The sequence below is a fragment of the Streptococcus parasanguinis genome, from assembly GCF_001074805.1.
Lineage (GTDB): Bacteria > Bacillota > Bacilli > Lactobacillales > Streptococcaceae > Streptococcus > Streptococcus parasanguinis_A.
Window position 1 is genome coordinate 33,186 of record NZ_JUPI01000013.1, and the last position, 17,523, is coordinate 50,708.

15 protein-coding genes are annotated in these 17,523 nt (G+C 42.8%); 2 read left to right on the forward strand and 13 right to left on the reverse strand.

The genetic code is table 11. The features are described 5' to 3' along the window. The first annotated feature begins 5 nt into the window (after positions 1 to 5). Positions 6 to 752: a tRNA1(Val) (adenine(37)-N6)-methyltransferase gene (locus ADI76_RS00940; protein WP_049514084.1), complete on the forward strand. Its 747-nt coding sequence runs from the start codon at positions 6 to 8 to the stop codon at positions 750 to 752. After that, a complete protein-coding gene (locus ADI76_RS00945) occupies positions 742 to 1,005 on the forward strand; it encodes a GIY-YIG nuclease family protein (RefSeq protein WP_004219743.1) in 264 nt (87 codons plus the stop codon). Before ADI76_RS00940 ends, ADI76_RS00945 begins: the two co-directional genes overlap by 11 nt. A gap of 16 nt (positions 1,006 to 1,021) precedes the next feature. Here ADI76_RS00945 and ADI76_RS00950 read toward each other — a convergent pair whose 3' ends face one another. From ADI76_RS00950 to pbp2b, 13 genes are all read right to left on the reverse strand, one after another. Further along, complete coding sequence (locus ADI76_RS00950; protein ID WP_049514086.1) at positions 1,022 to 1,915, reverse strand: aldose 1-epimerase family protein; 894 nt, start codon at positions 1,913 to 1,915, stop codon at positions 1,022 to 1,024. Between the two features lie 354 nt (positions 1,916 to 2,269). After that, complete coding sequence (locus tag ADI76_RS00955; RefSeq protein ID WP_049514088.1) at positions 2,270 to 3,841, reverse strand: DEAD/DEAH box helicase; 1,572 nt, start codon at positions 3,839 to 3,841, stop codon at positions 2,270 to 2,272. Positions 3,842 to 4,627: 786 nt separating this feature from the next. After that, positions 4,628 to 5,536 carry a magnesium transporter CorA family protein gene (locus ADI76_RS00960; protein ID WP_003006305.1) on the reverse strand — a complete coding sequence of 303 codons (909 nt, stop codon included), beginning with the start codon at positions 5,534 to 5,536 and terminating at the stop codon, positions 4,628 to 4,630. A gap of 41 nt (positions 5,537 to 5,577) precedes the next feature. Beyond that, on the reverse strand, positions 5,578 to 5,958 hold the full coding sequence (locus ADI76_RS00965) for a PH domain-containing protein (RefSeq protein WP_004219989.1): 381 nt from the start codon (positions 5,956 to 5,958) through the stop codon (positions 5,578 to 5,580). An 80-nt stretch (positions 5,959 to 6,038) separates the two neighbouring features. Then, positions 6,039 to 7,586, reverse strand: coding sequence for a peptide chain release factor 3 (locus ADI76_RS00970; protein ID WP_003012237.1), 1,548 nt, complete (start codon positions 7,584 to 7,586; stop codon positions 6,039 to 6,041). 184 nt (positions 7,587 to 7,770) lie between these two features. After that, positions 7,771 to 9,696 (reverse strand): DUF2207 domain-containing protein, encoded by a 1,926-nt coding sequence (locus ADI76_RS00975; protein ID WP_049514090.1) that lies wholly within the window; start codon positions 9,694 to 9,696, stop codon positions 7,771 to 7,773. 58 nt (positions 9,697 to 9,754) lie between these two features. Continuing rightward, positions 9,755 to 10,435, reverse strand: coding sequence for a TIGR02206 family membrane protein (locus ADI76_RS00980; protein WP_049514092.1), 681 nt, complete (start codon positions 10,433 to 10,435; stop codon positions 9,755 to 9,757). 13 nt (positions 10,436 to 10,448) lie between these two features. After that, positions 10,449 to 11,135, reverse strand: coding sequence for a TIGR02206 family membrane protein (locus ADI76_RS00985; RefSeq protein ID WP_049514095.1), 687 nt, complete (start codon positions 11,133 to 11,135; stop codon positions 10,449 to 10,451). Positions 11,136 to 11,163: 28 nt separating this feature from the next. Further along, on the reverse strand, positions 11,164 to 11,859 hold the full coding sequence (locus tag ADI76_RS00990; RefSeq protein WP_024055152.1) for a TIGR02206 family membrane protein: 696 nt from the start codon (positions 11,857 to 11,859) through the stop codon (positions 11,164 to 11,166). Positions 11,860 to 11,915: 56 nt separating this feature from the next. Continuing rightward, entirely contained in the window at positions 11,916 to 13,283 is a 1,368-nt protein-coding gene (locus ADI76_RS00995; RefSeq protein WP_049514097.1) for a UDP-N-acetylmuramoyl-tripeptide--D-alanyl-D-alanine ligase, read from the reverse strand. Between the two features lie 118 nt (positions 13,284 to 13,401). Next, a complete protein-coding gene (locus ADI76_RS01000; RefSeq protein WP_049514099.1) occupies positions 13,402 to 14,448 on the reverse strand; it encodes a D-alanine--D-alanine ligase in 1,047 nt (348 codons plus the stop codon). Between the two features lie 76 nt (positions 14,449 to 14,524). Then, positions 14,525 to 15,121, reverse strand: coding sequence for a recombination mediator RecR (gene recR, locus ADI76_RS01005; RefSeq protein WP_003002450.1), 597 nt, complete (start codon positions 15,119 to 15,121; stop codon positions 14,525 to 14,527). A gap of 10 nt (positions 15,122 to 15,131) precedes the next feature. Then, positions 15,132 to 17,183, reverse strand: coding sequence for a penicillin-binding protein PBP2B (gene pbp2b, locus ADI76_RS01010; protein WP_049514102.1), 2,052 nt, complete (start codon positions 17,181 to 17,183; stop codon positions 15,132 to 15,134). Positions 17,184 to 17,523 lie beyond the last annotated feature (340 nt).

Sequence of the window (17,523 nt, forward strand, 5' to 3'; positions counted from 1 at the left end):
GAGCCATGACAGATATCGAATTAAAAGACGGCGAGCGCGTCAATCAACTTTTTTCAAGTGATGTGAAAATTATACAAAATCGGGAAGTCTTTAGTTACTCCGTGGATAGCGTCCTGCTCTCGCGCTTTCCAAAATTGCCCAAGCGGGGCTTGATCGTAGATCTCTGCGCTGGAAATGGGGCTGTGGGACTCTTTGCAAGCACTCGGACAGAGGCCCAGATCATTGGTGTCGAAATTCAGGAACGTCTAGCGGATATGGCTACCCGCTCCATTGCTCTCAATGGCTTGAACCAGCAAATGTCCATGATCACCGATGACCTCAAGCATTTGCCTCAACACATCAAGGGGAGTAAGGTGGATATCATCCTCTGCAATCCTCCTTATTTCAAGGTAGATGAACATTCCAATCTCAATGAGAGTGAACACTACCTCTTAGCTCGGCATGAAATTACGACCAACTTAGATGAGATTTGCCATGTGGCCCAGCGGGTTCTCAAATCAAATGGCCGCTTTGCGATGGTCCATCGTCCAGATCGCTTTTTAGATATCATTGAAACCATGAAGCGTTACAATCTTGCACCTAAGCGGATCCAGTTTGTCTATCCCAAAGTGACCAAAGAGGCGAATATGTTGTTGATTGAGGCGATCAAGGATGGCTCACTGGATGGTTTAAAAATTCTGCCTCCCCTCTTTATTCACAATGAAGACGGCAGCTATACAGACGAGATTCATGAGATCTACTATGGAAACTAAGGCTTACATGTATGTCCTAGAGTGTGCGGATGGCTCCCTCTACACTGGCTACACCACGGATGTCGAAAAACGCCTAAAGACTCACAATGCTGGAAAAGGCGCCAAATACACACGGGCTCGCCTCCCCGTTAAACTTCTTTATCAAGAATCCTATCCAGATAAACCCTCTGCTATGTCTGCCGAGGCTCTCTTTAAAAAGAAATCCCGCCAAGCAAAGCTAAACTATATCAAAAAGAACCGTCGGACTCCATAGTCCAACGGTTTTTCATTTACAAAATGGTGATACGGTACTGGTGACTCCGTGTCTCTTGAGGGTCCAACTGGATCACACCTTTTTTGTCTTCGAAGAAATCGCCCTCTTCTGCAGATGTGGAAATACCTGTCCAAGGCTCTAAGGCAATGAAGGGGCCCTTGTTATTAGTAGACCAAAGGACCAGATTTTCAAAATCTGCAAAATCAAATTCCAAACCTTTACCTGACTTTTTCGAGATAAGCTTCACAGATTTAGAGGCTAACTGATCTAAAATAATGGCATCTTTTTCAAATAGTTCATGTCGCAAAGGTAGGCTACGCTTATGATCGAAAAATGGCGTCCGCTGCAGGCGATCGACCAATCCAGTTTCTGTGAACAAGAGAGGGACACTACAGCTTTCTTCTTTTTCAAAAATCAACTCGTAGTCTTCATAGTCTTCATCTGCTAAAAGGGGACAATGAAAGGCTGGATGCCCTCCAATGAAATAAGGCATGACTTGATCAGACTCTAGATTTTGTACACGATAGGTGATGGTGATTTCTTTCCCTTGTAATTCATAAACGATTTCAACTCGAAAATGGTAGGGATAATTTTGCAGGCTCTCTTCGTTAGAGGTGATTTCAAAGACAAGACGATGGTCTGTTTGTTCTTTGAGTTCAAACTCTCTCTTGCGAATGAGGCCGTGTCTTGGAAGCTGGCCTGTCTTCACTCCAGCTTTTAGATGATACTGTACTTGGCCATTACGAACACTCCCGCAAATCGGAAACAGAACCGGCGCTTGTCCTGACCAATACTCTGGATCCCCCTGCCAGAGATATTCTATGCCTTCCTTACTTCGAATGGAGCTCAATTCCCCACCAAATGTCTTAAATTGTACTTCTAGATCATCATTTTTTAATGCAATCACCATGGGCGACACCTCTTTTTAATTAGTATAGTTATTATATTCATTATAACCTTTTAGAAGAGATTGTCAATTTTTATTTTTCTAGTCAAAAATTTTAAAAAAATAAGAAAAAATCCTTGACAAGGCTTGGAAATAATTGTAGACTTAATATGTTAACAGAAATATCCCATTTTAGGAATCCATTCTTTCTGTTGTCTGACTTTTTTGGATGCTCCTTATCATGATACATTTTTTCTAAAAGAGTCAGTTATCATTTAGGTCTCCTTATAAATATACAAGGGTTAACAGCTGGTTAACCCTTGTATTTTTTATTTTTCATATAAAAAAACGGTCTAGCAATAGACCGTTCCTTCGGACTTATTTATCCCCTTTATTGCGGATGACAAATCCATTTTTCTTTTCATTGGAAGTACGATGAGGACGTTTGTTGCCCTTGCCTTCAAAGTCTCGGCTATTTTTATTGGACTTACGTTTGAAATCACGGCGTCCACCTTCACGGTCATCTCTGCGATTGCGGTCACGACGTTGGTCTCCACGACGGCCATTTCCACGGCCACTTTTGCCTTTTCCACCAAAGCCACCACCGGATGGTTTGAATGGCAATGGTTTTTCACGCGCAATTTCAACTTCTGGAAGGCTGTCTGGATCTTGAACGGTCAAGCTCAAAATATACATAGCCAATTCTTCAGGAGTGAATTCTGCAGCCAATTTGCGAGCATCCTTACCAAACTTCTCAAAGTTGGTCCGGATTTTTTCATCTTCAAAGTCTCGCTCAATTTTCTTCAGCGCTACTTGTTTTTTCGCTTGGAAGGCTTCTTCTGCTGTTGCAGGTTTCATTCCCTTCATCCGCTTTTTGGTCAAGTTCTCAATGATTTGCAAATAGCCCATTTCATTTGGCGATACAAAAGTAATGGATTGCCCTGTTTTCCCAGCACGACCTGTCCGTCCGATCCGGTGAACATAGCTTTCTGGATCTTGTGGGATATCGTAGTTGTAGACATGGGTAACACCTGAAATATCCAAGCCACGTGCCGCAACGTCTGTTGCTACTAAGACGTCCAAGTTCCCATTTTTAAAGTCACGAAGGACTCGGAGACGTTTGTTTTGATCCAAATCTCCGTGAATTCCTTCTGCCCGGAAACCACGAATCTTCAAGCCACGAGTCAATTCATCAACCCGGCGTTTTGTCCGACCAAAGACGATGGCAAGTTCAGGTTGCTCGACATCCATCAATCGAGTCATGGTATCAAATTTTTCGCCTTCTTTGACACGAATATAGTATTGATCGACCAAATCGGTTGTCAATTCTTTGGCCGCAATCTTAACGTGTTCTGGCTCTTTCATAAACTGCACACCGATGCGTTTGATGGCTTCTGGCATCGTTGCTGAAAAGAGCAAGGTTTGGCGTGTTTCTGGAACACGGCTAATGATGGCTTCGATATCTTCCAAGAAGCCCATGTTGAGCATTTCATCTGCTTCATCCAAGATCAAGGTTTCAATATGATCGAGTTTCAAGGCCTTGCGCTTGATCAAATCTAGCAAGCGTCCAGGTGTTCCCACAACGATATGAGCACCTGACTTCAAGGCTTTGATTTGCTTTTCGATGCTTGATCCACCATAGACAGAGCGGACTTTGACACCCTTGCTGCGTCCAAAACGGAAGAGTTCTTCCTGACTTTGAACCGCCAACTCACGTGTCGGGGCAATAACAAGGGCTTGGATTACTGTGTTATCAACATCAATCTTCTCCAAAGTTGGAAGACCAAAAGCAGCCGTTTTACCGGTCCCTGTTTGTGCCTGACCAATGACATCTATTCCTTCAAGGGCCAAAGGAATGGTTTGTTCTTGGATGGGGCTTGCTTCTACAAAGCCAGCTTTTTCGATTTCTGCTAATAATTCAGCAGATAAGTTAAATTCGTTGAATTTCAATTCTTTCTTCTTTCTAAAAAGTGGTGCGAAGCCACTTTATCACACTTCTTTCAATGCGAAAACGCACTGATTGCATAGGAAGTCTCCTTCCCGGTTACCTGTCGCAAGACTCATCTAAAGAAAAACCCAATCGTTTTTTTATGGAATTCCCTTCTGCGAAAAATGTTTTCGCACTAGCGGATATGGTTGATTAAAGTCGTTTTCCAAACGAAAAGACACCAAGATCCTCCTTGTGGGAGATTGACCAACATTCCTTTTCTAATTGTTCCATCTCCCCAGCATTTCTCTCATACAAGTTTGCAACTTATCTAGTATAACACAATGAAGAGGTAAATGATAGTCACAGGAGACTAATTTTATTTTTTAGGAAAAAATCTTAGATAGCTTAAGATTATAAAAACGCCCCTAAACCTTGCCAGGACTGGTTTTCTTCTTGTAACCATTTCATATACTTCATCATAGGAGTATAAAAACTTCGGAAAAACTTTTTTTGGTAGTTCTTGCGTTTTTACAAATAAATATGTATAATACAGTTAGTATCTAAAATATTTCTGTATAAAGAAATAGGATCATTTTATCTGATTCAACGATTTATTCTACGTTCTGATTTATTTAGAACCACTCAGTACTATTAAATCTACTCCTACTATTTCCAAGAAGATTTTGTACAGTCAATGAACTATTCACACTGCCCCTTCTTTGGAGAGGAGGGCAGGTGTCTAGATGGTTCCTATTTCTCAGATTATTCTAGATACGAAGAGGCTCGGATTTATCCAAGCCTCTTTTTTATCTTTGTTTCACAATCCACCGCATAACCTTTCCCAAAATGAGCCATAATATAAAGCTACATACGGATACATAAATCCAAGCATTGGGATCCTTTGTCATCGGAAGAGGGATATTCATTCCAAAGAAACCGGTGATAACGGCTAAAACCGCCAACAAGGCTTCAAAGATGGTTAGGGTTGTCAAGTTGTCATTCAAGTTGTTGTTTAGGATATTGTTGTAAGATCCTGACAACTGTTGCAAGACATTGGAAATCAACTCAGTCATCGAAGCCAACTGACGCGCTTCGATCATGGCATCATCAAACTGCTCTTTTTCAACATCATTCATCCTGCGATAAATGGCATGCGCTTTAATATGTTCTAGCAACATCCGATTCTGCTTGGCTGCTGCGACCAGATACACCATACCGGTCTCAAGGTCAGACAGGGCATAAAGATTCTTGGTCGTCGTTGTCTTTCGAAGCAAACGATTGAGTTCATCCTTGTGCTTATCTAAGCGATCAATAATCGGATAATAAGCATTACTGATCATTTCAAGACCTGCAAAAAGCAACTTATAGATCGACAACTCCCCATGGCTTTCCAAATAGCGAACCATTTGTTCAATGATATAGGCATTGTCCTGGTTACTGATGGTCACGAGTCGCGTATCTTGAACGATAAAGGTCATAGGGATGGTTTCGTAGTATTCCTTGTCCTTTTCTAAATCCAATACATTGTAGATAAATGTGATCGTACCGTTTTCTCGATTATAATCCATATGGGCACGTTCGTTCTTATCCATCGCGTACTCAATGGTTTCTTTGTCAATCTCGTATTTTTTATAAAGATATGAGTTTTCAGCAATCATATCCGAGTCGATATTGATCCATTTCCGATCTTGACCCAATTGTTTTTCGATAAACATTCCGTCTCCTTTCTCAACTGTTCTCTATCAAAATGATATTTTTATTTAAAAACTGCACTGGCTAATGCTTGCTGGATTTCAATGACGCTGCTGTCACTCTTGAATTGTAAAACTTCTGAAGGCTCGACTGCAGAAGAGACCCAGATTTTTAATTCGGCATCCAAATCAAAATGACCGGAAGTTTCGACTGAAAATCGAGAGATCGAGCGATAAGGAAGGGATTTGTAGGATGTCTTCTTTCCTGTTACTCCTTGCTTATCCACCAAGATCAAACGAAATTCGGTAAAGACGATCAAATCACGAATCAGGCTAAAAGCGAGAGTGACTTGCTCTCCCGGCACCAAAATATCTTCCAGATCTCTTTCTACTTTGTCAACATTTTTTTGAGAGGCATTGCCCATCAAACCACTTAATAATCCCATCATTTCTCCTTTAAAAGCGAAAACGGATAAGCTTCCGTTTTCTTATTTCTATTGTTATGGATCGGTTTTGAAAACGTTCCTTATCCCATCTTTTCTTCCAACTCAACGTCTGGATACTTGTCCGCAAACCAGCGGAGGGCAAAGTCATTTTCAAAGAGGAAGACTGGCTGGTCAAAGCGGTCCTTAGCCAAGATATTTCGGCTTGAAGACATGCGCTCATCCAAGTCTTCTGGTTTGATCCAGCGAACGGTCTTTTTACCCATTGGGCTCATGACCACTTCGGCATTGTATTCATTTTCCATCCGGTGCTTAAAGACTTCAAACTGGAGTTGCCCAACCGCACCTAACATGTATTCACCTGTTTGGTAGTTGGTATAGAGCTGGATAGCTCCTTCTTGCACCAATTGCTCAATCCCTTTGTGGAAGGATTTTTGCTTCATAACGTTCTTGGCAGACACCTTCATGAAAATTTCAGGGGTAAAGGTTGGCAGTGGTTCAAATTCGAACTTGTTTTTACCAACTGTCAGCGTATCCCCAACCTGATAAGTCCCTGTATCGTAGACCCCGATGATGTCTCCTGCTACGGCATTGCTGACATTCTCACGGCTTTCGGCCATAAACTGGGTGACATTTGATAGCTTAGCGCCCTTACCAGTACGAGGCAGGTTGACACTCATCCCACGCTCAAATTCACCCGATACGATCCGCACAAAGGCAATCCGGTCACGGTGACGAGGGTCCATGTTGGCTTGGATTTTAAAGACAAAGCCTGAGAAATCCTTGTCATAAGGATCGACCATTTCTCCATCGGTCTTCTTGTGGCCGTGTGGTTCTGGAGCAAACTTGAGGAAGGTTTCCAAGAAAGTCTGCACCCCAAAGTTAGTAAGAGCCGAACCAAAGAAAACTGGAGTTAATTCACCCGCAAGGATGGCTTCTTCTGAGAATTCATTTCCAGCTTCTTGCAAAAGTTCGATATCGTCTTTCACCTGCTCGTAGAATGGATTGTTGGCAAAGAGCTTGTCTCCATCTTCTAGACTGGCAAAACGTTCATCCCCTTTGTAGAGTTCCAAGCGTTGATTATAGAGGTCGTAAAGCCCCTCAAAGGCTTTCCCCATCCCGATCGGCCAGTTCATTGGGTAACTTGCGATGCCCAAGACTTCTTCCAATTCTTGCAAGAGGTCCAATGGCTCACGTCCATCACGGTCCAGCTTGTTCATAAAGGTAAAGACTGGAATGCCACGGTGTTTCACAACCTCAAACAATTTCTTGGTTTGAGCCTCGATCCCTTTAGCAGAGTCTACGACCATAACCGCCGCATCCACCGCCATCAAGGTCCGGTAAGTATCTTCTGAGAAGTCCTCGTGCCCTGGGGTATCAAGGATATTAACGCGTTTTCCATCGTAGTCAAACTGCATGACAGATGAGGTTACCGAAATCCCACGTTGTTTCTCGATATCCATCCAGTCGGATTTAGCAAAGTTTCCTGTTTTCTTCCCTTTGACAGTACCGGCTTCCCGAATCTCCCCACCAAAGTAGAGCAACTGCTCAGTAATCGTCGTTTTACCAGCATCCGGGTGGGAGATGATGGCAAAGGTACGGCGTTTTTTAATTTCTTCTTGTACGTTCATGTTCCTAATTCTTTCTCTTCTTATTTTTTGATAAATTTACAAATTCATCTCTACATCGGATTTCTCCTCAATTTCTCTATCTTTTCTATTATAGCGAAAAGAGGCACTTTTTTCAATGATGGATCTTTTTGGGGACGCAAAAAAAGACCAAAATCCGTAGATTCTAGTCTTCTTTTCACGGCTATCAAAAGGCACCAAATCCTCCACCACCTCCACCATCAGAGAAGCCACCGCCGTCAAAGCCGCCACTGCCATCTGAAGAGTTAATAGAGAAGCTTGAAACACTATAGGAATCATCTGCATAGTTCATCAAGGTAGAGCCGTCTAGGAAGGTATTTGGGGAGGTTGTTAGCCAAAGAACAGTGTCCCAGTCTTCATATGGTAAGGAAATCTGATGATTTTTGAGTACCTGGCTCACTTTTTTTGCTTGGCCATACAGGGTTGCATAGACTAAGATGCGATTCCATAGGATGACACTCTCAAGTTCTGCTTGGTTGAAATTTGGAATACTTTCGATCATATTTCGAAAGGCCATCCATTTAAATTGTGCATCCAAGTTTTCTAAAGATTGTAGATGATCTTCACGAAGTTTTACAACAATATAAAATGGAATGAAGAAGACGACCAACAATACAATCATCCAAAAATAGAAGGAAGATAGATATGAACCAAATCCAAAAGATAAGAAACACATACTCACGAATAAGATCAGTAAGAGCCAAAAGTGTAGGGCACAACCTGTTTTTGAAAGGGCTTCTTCTTTCTCAGTTAAGTCTCTAAAATAAGAGGGCAATCCTAATTTCGCAATCTCCTTGTCGACACCTTTTGACAATTGCTGGGCATCCTTTTTTAAAAGCGATTGAACGGCACTTCCGACTTTTCGAATACGGTCTCGTTGTGTGTCTGATTTAGCAGCTCGAAAATCTTTTTTTAAGGCTGCTTTGTCGATTTTATACCTTGAAAATACTTCACTGATATTGATTTCAGTTTCTTGATCAAAGATCATTTCAATAAACTTCAATTCAAAATCAGCCAAGCCTTCATGGTGAAGGCAAGTCAGGGTTTCCCCATTTTCATCTCTCGTCAAACGAAGATTTCCTCGATCAATAAGATCTAACATGGTTGCTTGAATGAGATGATTAAATTTTAGTTGGCCCTTCTCTCTAGACATCACCATCCGTTCAAAATCAAGTTGATACAGTGCCTTAGCTAGGACAAGAGGAGGTAAATTCTGTGGTGGTTCGTATAATCGTACTCCTTTTGCAATCCGACGAGTTCTGGTACTGATAAAATACCGGATCCATGGAATGAAAGCGAGAATAAATAAAAGAATCGATACAATTGGTACAACCTTGAGTAGAAGAGTCCGATAGAGGAACGTTTTTTGTTCAATGGATTTCTCTTTTTTGAGAAATTTCTCTTTTCCATTTCCCTTGTTAATCTCATTTGCTTGGTCTCGACGCAGGGCTTCTGTCATTGGCCAATAGGCATGCAGTTCGAGCTTTCCATTTTTTGGAAAATTCTTTGTCCAAATATGATAACCAGTTGCAGTCTGTTCGACTTGGGCTGGTGGATTAAAGTAACCAGTATGGGCATACAGTTTTCCCTGCTTGGCATCCAAGCCATCCACATAAAAATCTAATTTCGCGACTTTCTCATCTCCATCTGAAATAGGAAACCAGTTCAATTCTGCAATATCCTTGTAGAAAGTCAAGAGATGATCAATCTTCCATTTCACTTTGATCTTGACCGTGCCACCGACGATACGGGCATTGTATATTTTTAATTGACGGCCATCTTCCAGGTCTGTTTCCTCTACACGAATCTCTCGTTTTTCCCCATCCACATAGGCTTCCACCTCAGGATGACGATGAATCTTAAACCCTTTTGGAAGAGGATCAGCGCTTCCTAAGGTCACATATTGACCATGATAGCCTGTCTGAAACTGATAGGTGATCTCTTGTGTAAATGTTGCCTGGCTATCTTCCTGCAATTGGAGGTGACCCACATAGGATTCAATCGAATAGCGAACTTCTTCATCCGCATGTGCTGTCGTTATTGTACAAAACAAACTCCAAACGAGGGAGATCATTAGCAAGAAACGCTTCATATATTCTCCTTTGATATAAAACAGGGTTGAGACAGAGATGCCCCAACCTTTATACTGGTTATTTTCTCACTTTCACCCGCTCACTTCTGCGACTGAAGATCTGATTAAAGAGTAATAAAGCAAGGGCTAAAATACTAGATACAACCAGGTAGTTGAGCCAGACTTTATCCCCTCTCATAATCGGAGGGCGGGCCATCAAACCATAATTACCTCCCGTCAATTGATTGACTCCAACCAGGAATAAATCTAAAACAAAGGTATAGAGAACAATCTGACTATTTTTTAAGAGGTTTCGATCATACCATCTCAGGAGATAAATCAAGGAATTGATCAGGAGACAGTAATGTCCGAGGAGGAAAGAAAAGCTCGTAATATGAGGGAAAGTGTAGGGATCAAAGACTGGATAGCCCAAAGCAAAGATGGCTCCACTCACTCCCATCAAGGCAAAGAACTGTTTGCTTTTCCATCTGTCTGGTAAAAACAAGACCGCAAACATGGCCAAGCGGCAATGATAAAATGGTAAACTGTTGGACCAAGGAATGTGGTAGGCAAAATACCAAAGATACAAGCAAATTAACTGGAAGCCTTGTAAGTATTGAAAGCATTTGCGAAATTGCTCATTCTGATAATAGCGAAGTGACATCATGATCGCTGTCACAACGAACAAGACCATCACACTATACCAAAGTGCTGAGATTGCTGGTGGTGCTGTTGATTCTGTAGTGAAAAAATGATGCATAAAGTCTCCTTATTTAAACAGATTCAGGTATTCTTCTTTTCTTACTGTACTGAACGATCGTATTGATGAGGATCAGTGTCCCCGTCATTAGGACTGTCACGATCAAATAGTTGAGCACAAGGCCATGGTCTCCTAGCACAGGTGGCCGACGCAGAAAGCCATAGTTTCCGCCCGTTACAAGGTTGGCTAGAACAATAATAGCATTGACTCCAAAAGTCATCTGACAGATCTTCCAAACAGCCCCTTCTTCCACCTGGTAGGATTGAACCAGATAGATTAGGCAGTTGGCCAAGAGGGCCCAGTGACCAAAGACATTGTTGATCGAGGAAACGTGAGGAAAAGGGTAGGGATAAAAAACAGGATGAACCAAGGCCATAATGGAACCAAAGACTCCCACGAGGGCAAAATATTGCTTGAAGCTTCCCTTGGGGGCCAAAAGGATAATCCACATGGCCATCCGGCTATGATAGAAGGGAAGACTCTCTGAAAAAGGCAAGCGAGCTACTAAATACCAAGAGTTGATGATGAGCAACTGGATCAACTGCCCCCAATACCAAAAGGTTTGGTAGCTTTTGGAGTGAGCAAATCGAACAGACAGAACTCCCACCACTACCAAAGAAGTCGGCAATAAGAAATACCAGACCCCCAATTGAGGAGGGGAGGTTGGTTGACTAGTGAAAAATAAGTCCCAAAGTGCCATGATTTCTTTCCCTCATCTACTCTTTTTTCTATTCCGAACGCGAAACGACAGTCTCTTCAACCATCTTGTATTTGTAGCGCTGGTTGACCAAGCAAATACCAGCCACCATCACGATGCTGACCAAGAGGTAGTTCAAGAGAGCACCGTGGTCTCCAATGATTGGTGGACGTCGTAAGAAGCCGTAATCTCCTCTGGTCAAAAGATTGACCAAAAAGATGACTGCATTCATACCAAAGGTGATCTTAACAATCCGTAAGGTGTCCTGTTTTTCCGACTGATAAAAATCCTGTAGGTAAATCAAACTATTGGCAAACAAGGCCCAGTGACTAAAAATCAGGTTGAGTACAGTAATATGGGGGAATGGGAAGGGGTCAAAGGCCGGGTAAACCAAAGCCGCAATGGATCCTAGAACACCCAACAAGGCAAAATATTGCTTGATATAGGTTCCTCTAGGAGCAAAGAGGATCGCAAGCATAGCCAAGCGACAATGATAAAAAGGTAAATTGTCTGTCAAAGGCATGTGGGCTAGAATATACCAAGCATTGATGGTTAAGACTTGAATCAATTGTGCCCAATACCAAAAGCGTTGGTAGCTTTTAGACTGTGCATATTTGATGGAAAAATAGCCAACCACCAACAAGGAAGCTGGTAGGAAAACATACCAGAGTCCAAACTCAGGCGGGGCTGATTTTTGGTTCGTAAACAATAAATCCCAAAGTGTCATTTTTCTATTCCTTTAGTTTATAGTAGCCTATTTTTGTATAACTTCCTTCACATTTGCTAGGCTTTTTCTAATTCCTCTACCAATTTGGCTAAATGCATGGAATTGCTTCCCTTGATGAGGATTTGGTCCTGCTCTTTTAAGCTTTCCTTGACTTGTTTGACCATGTCCTCAAACTGGTCTTCCTCAGCGGTCTTTTTGAAATAATAGACATGTCCAAGTGGGAACATCTGACTCGCTAATTGAGCCAAGCCCGCAATGTCTTGCCCATAGAAAATAACGGTATCCAAGACATCCGGCGAGAGGCTGAGAATCATTTGGTTGTGCAGATCTACCGATTGCTCCCCTAGTTCTTTCATATCTGCAAGGACGGCTAATTTTCGGCCATTTGGATTGGCAGGAATAGTCGAGAAGGTTTCTAAAATCAAGCGCATAGCCGTCGGATTAGCATTGTAGACATCGGATAAAATATCTGCTCCGTTACTGGCCTTTTTCCATTCCGTGCGGTTACGCGTCAATTGTAAGGTAGCAAAATTATCACGAATCGCCGCTTCGCTCACTCCTTCTTGCAGGGCAACATAAGCTGCAATCATGGCATTGGTCGCATTGTATTTGCCTGTTACTGGCAGGTCAATCGCTTCTTCTAAGAAATTAGCACGGAAAGTTAAGCTATCCTTTCGCTCTACCAACTCGGTAATAAAAATCTCCTCGTCTGGACCAAAGCGGACCACTTTTTGTTTTTCAGGAAGGTAGGCATTCACGATCGGATCAGCTGGAACCACCAGAAGGCCACCTTCTGGCATGCCATCCGCAATTTGGAGTTTTCCTTTTGCGATCTCGCTTCGATCTTTGAAAAATTCCAAATGGGCTTCCCCAATTAAGGTGACAATAGCAACCTTGGGATGCGCCAGTTCTGACAAGAGATGGATATCTCCTAGATGGTCTTGCCCCATTTCAAGGACGAGTTTGTCTGTCCCTTCTGGCATATGGAGAACTGTATAAGGAAGACCAATTTCATTATTATAGTTTCCCTGTGTTTTATAGGTCAGGTAGGTAGTGGACAAAAGCTGTGCCAACATATCTTTTGTGGTTGTTTTACCATTTGACCCTGTCACCGCAAAAACATCCACTTTTGTCTTTTGAAGATAGGCTGCAGCCAATGTTTGAAATGCGCTCAATACATCTTCCACCAAAATATAAGGGTGGCCTTCGATCACTTTCTCTGAAAAAGTGGCTACGGCTCCATTTTCAAAAGCGGTCTCGATGAAATCATGACCATCACGCGCTCCCTTTAACGGAACAAAAATGTCTCCAGGCCCAATCAAACGGCTGTCAAATTCAGGCTTGATGAGGGCCACATCTTCATATTGGCTGATATCATTTTTTGCATGTACTAGATGAGCAACTTCATGTAATGTGAGATTCATATCCGACTCCTCAGTTCTCCGTAGCGTCGTCCCCAAAGGTCTAGACGCTCGTTTCAAATTCTTCTCATTATACCATATTCTAGACCACAAAAAAAGCCACCAAGCGATGGCCTCTTTCTTACAACAAATGCGCTTCGTGTTTTTGGAAGACTTCTTTTCCAAGCTCTACTAACTTGGTGATCAAATCTGTATAGTTGAGACCCATATTGTCCCAAAGCAAGGGATACATAGACCATTGGGTAAAGCCTGGCATGGTATTGAGCTCGTTTAAGAAGATCTCTCCTTTATCGGTATAGAAGAAATCACAACGAGCTAAGCCTAGACCACCGATCGCACGAAAGGCTTTTTCTGCGTTGGTCCGCATAGTTTTCACAACCTCAGGGTCCAATTGAGCTGGAATCGCCATGGTAATTTTGTTGTCGATGTATTTGGCATCATAATCATAGAAGGCCACATCTTTCACAACTTCACCTGGCAAGGTGCTCTTCACATCATAGTTTCCAAGTAGTCCAACTTCGATCTCACGCGCATTAACCCCTTGTTCTACTAAGACACGGCTATCGTATTTGAAGGCCAATTCGAGAGCAGCCCGAAGCTCTGTTTGGTTTTCAGATTTTGAAATCCCTACACTAGAGCCCATATTGGATGGTTTGGTAAAGACAGGATAAGAGAGATTGGCTTCAATTGCAGCAATTTTCTCATCAATGTCATCGCCTTCCACTACAGCTACATAAGGAACTTGTGGAATCCCTGCAGATTCCAAAACCCGTTTGGTGGTAATCTTGTCCATCGCAACACTAGAAGCTAGGATACCACAGCCGACATAAGGCATTTTCAAGACTTCTAAGAATCCTTGAATGGAACCATCTTCTCCCATCGGTCCATGAAGAACTGGAAAGACCACTGCTCCTTCCTTGTAAATCCCAGATGGAGCCACTTTTTTAGACCAGTCCACTGTCTCATTGGTCATCAATTTCTCATCATCCGCTGGTTTCTCTTCAAAAGCTTGCGTCTGGATGAAGTCTCCTGACTGCGTAATAAAGTAGGTTTGAACCGAAAATGCTTGGTAATCAATCGCGCGCATCACGCTTTCTGCTGAAAGAACAGATACTTCACGTTCTGCACTACGTCCACCATACAACAGGATTAAGTCTTGTTTACTCATAGTTTCTCCCTAATTGTTCCCTTGATTTCTTACTTGATAGTATACCACAATGATAGCCCTTTCGAAAGAACTTCTCTTATAATTCTGTCCGATTTTCAATCGCGCGAAGCAAGGTCACTTCGTCCGCATACTCGATATCGGCTCCAACAGCCAGTCCTCGTGCCAAACGGGTCACTTTGATCCCTGCTGGCTTGAGCACACGCGAGATATACATAGATGTCGCTTCCCCGTCTGCCGTCGCATTGGTCGCAACAATGACTTCTGTGACTGTTCCATCCATCAAGCGACTGATCAAACTCTTGAGATTGATGTCATCGGGTCCCACGCCATTCATGGGCGAGATCAAGCCATGCAAGACATGGTAACGACCGTGGTATTCCTGGATATTTTCCATAGCAGATACATCCCGGCTATCTTCTACAACAAGAATAAGGGATGGATCCCTCGTTTCATCTCGACAAATCTCGCAGGTTTCTTCATCGGTTAAATTGCCACAAATACTGCAATACCCTAGCTCACGCTTAGCATTCAGTAAGTTTTTGGCAAATTCATTGACATCATCATCTGACATACCAATGGTGTAAAAAGCCAGACGAGTCGCTGTTTTGATCCCAATTCCTGGCAACTTCGAATAGCTGTCAATTAATTTTGCAATAGGTGCTGGATAAAGCATAGTTTCCTCTCTAATTCATGGGGTGTTTCTGATTGTATAAGTTAATAATGTCACGCGTAATGGAATGACTGACCGTCGCTTGTAGATTGGTATTATGTGGAAAGACCACCGCTACCGCAATCTTTGGATTGTTTGACGGTGCATAAGCCACCACATTGGTATTAATGGCTTGTTTGCCTCCATCGACTGTGGTTTCTGCCGTACCGGTCTTGGCACTAATGGAGACACTAGCACCTTGACCGACGGTTTTCCCTGTCGTCAACCCACTCGTACCATTGGCAACCTGGTAGAACCCTTGCTTGATCAAGGCCATGTCCTCCGCTGAGATATGGACCTGATTGAGCTCCTTGGTTTCGATCGCTTTTTTCAACTGACCAAGGCCCCCTTGATCATTATTGTCATAGATGCCTTCGACGACATGAGGACTCACCCTCTTCCCATCATTTGCAACGGTTGCCGCATACTGGGCCAATTGCATCGGTGTATAGTTGTCAAACTGGCCAAAGGCATTGGTCAAATAATTGCCGACTGTGTAGTCTTTTGGAATAAAACCAGTCGATTCATTGGGAAGGTCAATCCCCGTTGATGTTCCAAGACCATACTCTGCAAAAGTAGAGCGCAGTTTTTTCATGGCAGGTTCAACCTGATCCACTTGCAAGGTCATGTTTGGGGTGTAAGGTTGCCCCATCATCTTAAGGGCAATTTGGACCATATAGGTATTAGAAGAGTATTCCAATGCTTCCACCGCATTGATGGAACGACTACCGTATTGGGTAAACCAAGAATTGATAGGAGCTGATCCTGCAAAAACAATCGGCTGATCGGTCAGAACCTGATTCCCAGAAATGGCTCCATTTTCCCATCCAGAAGTCAAGGTCGCTCCTTTGACCACAGATCCTGGGACGAAGACGTTGGTGACTGTTCCCAACGCATCTGCTGATAGATCTTGACTACCAGCCTGGTGTTTAATCCCTGCCATAGCAAGGACCTTCCCTGTATCGGGTTCCAGAGCTACGGCATAGACACCTTCGGAGTAGGTCGCATTTCCAGCTTGCAACTCTGCGCTAAAGGCGGAGCGAAGGATATCTTCCACTCCTTTTTGGAAATCTAAATCAATCGAGAGCTTGAGGTTTTCTCCTTTGGCCCCTTTTGAAACATCGACCACTTTCTCCATGTTGCCATTTTTATCTAGGAGAATTTCTTTTTCACTGCGTTTGCCTTGAAGGACGTTTTCGTATTCCTTTTCGAGATAAGACGTACCAACCCGGTCATTGAGAGCATAACCTTTTTTGACATAGTCCTCAACCTCTTCTGCTGGAAGCCCCGCCTGCTCGGTCGATACGTTTCCAATAATAGAAGCTAAAGGAGTGTCCAAAACCTTGCGGTCCCAGCTAGTCGTGATGGCAATTCCCGGAAGGTCCTGACTGTCCGCAGCGATGGTCGCAATCTGTTCAGCTCCTAGTACTTGCGTCGAAATAATCCCCGTCGCAAAATTCTCTACCGCATTCATCTGGCTATAGAGATAGATAATCTTTTTCTCATCATCTGTGTAACCGAGTTTTGAAGGGTCAATGCTGTCCACTGCCGCTTGATAGATTTTAGCTTCTGGTAGACGATTGCCATCAGTATCAAATTTCTTTTTCTCAGGCAGGTGCTCTACGACTTCTTGGTAGACTTTGGTATTGGCTAGATAGTAATCCACTTCTTGCCGTTCGGTCACTTGAGGATTTTCTACATCGACATACTGCAAGAGTTTTCCAGCTGTCTCTCGCATTTCTTGGGCCGTCATTTTACGATCCCGCGTAAAGGTCAAGACTTGTTTTCCCACATTTTCCACCAAGGGTTTACCAGAAGCATCATAGATTTGCCCTCGCACACTCCCTTGTTTGACCGTCTTTTTGGTAGCTTTTGCCAATTTATCCGTATAGTAGGCTTGGTGAGAGATCTGCATATAGCCAAGTCGGGCAATCAGAACCAAAAAAAGAAGGCAAATCAAACTAAACAGCAGGTAGAGTCTGCGTGTTATCGAATGATTCTCAAACTTCCGTATTTTCTTCTTCATGAAATGTTCTATCCTTCTTTTCTAATCAACACTTACCTTCCATTTTACTATTTTTCCAAGAGTATCTCAAGAAAAGGAAGAGACATTTCCTGGAATTTTATGAAGAAAAAAGATTGGACATGCTCGCCCAATCTTGAAATTAACACAAACTTTTTTACATGTACAACCCTAGGTGAGGTGGTTGAAAAAATATTGATTTTTAATTTTTAGTCTTATTCAAGCATATGTCGAAACTTTCCGCCGTGAGAAAAGTTCCTGAAACACAATTGTTTCAGGAACTCGGGAGTTTTGAAACTTTAGGTTCAAAACTAAGTCATGGAACTTCGTAGAAGTTCGCTGA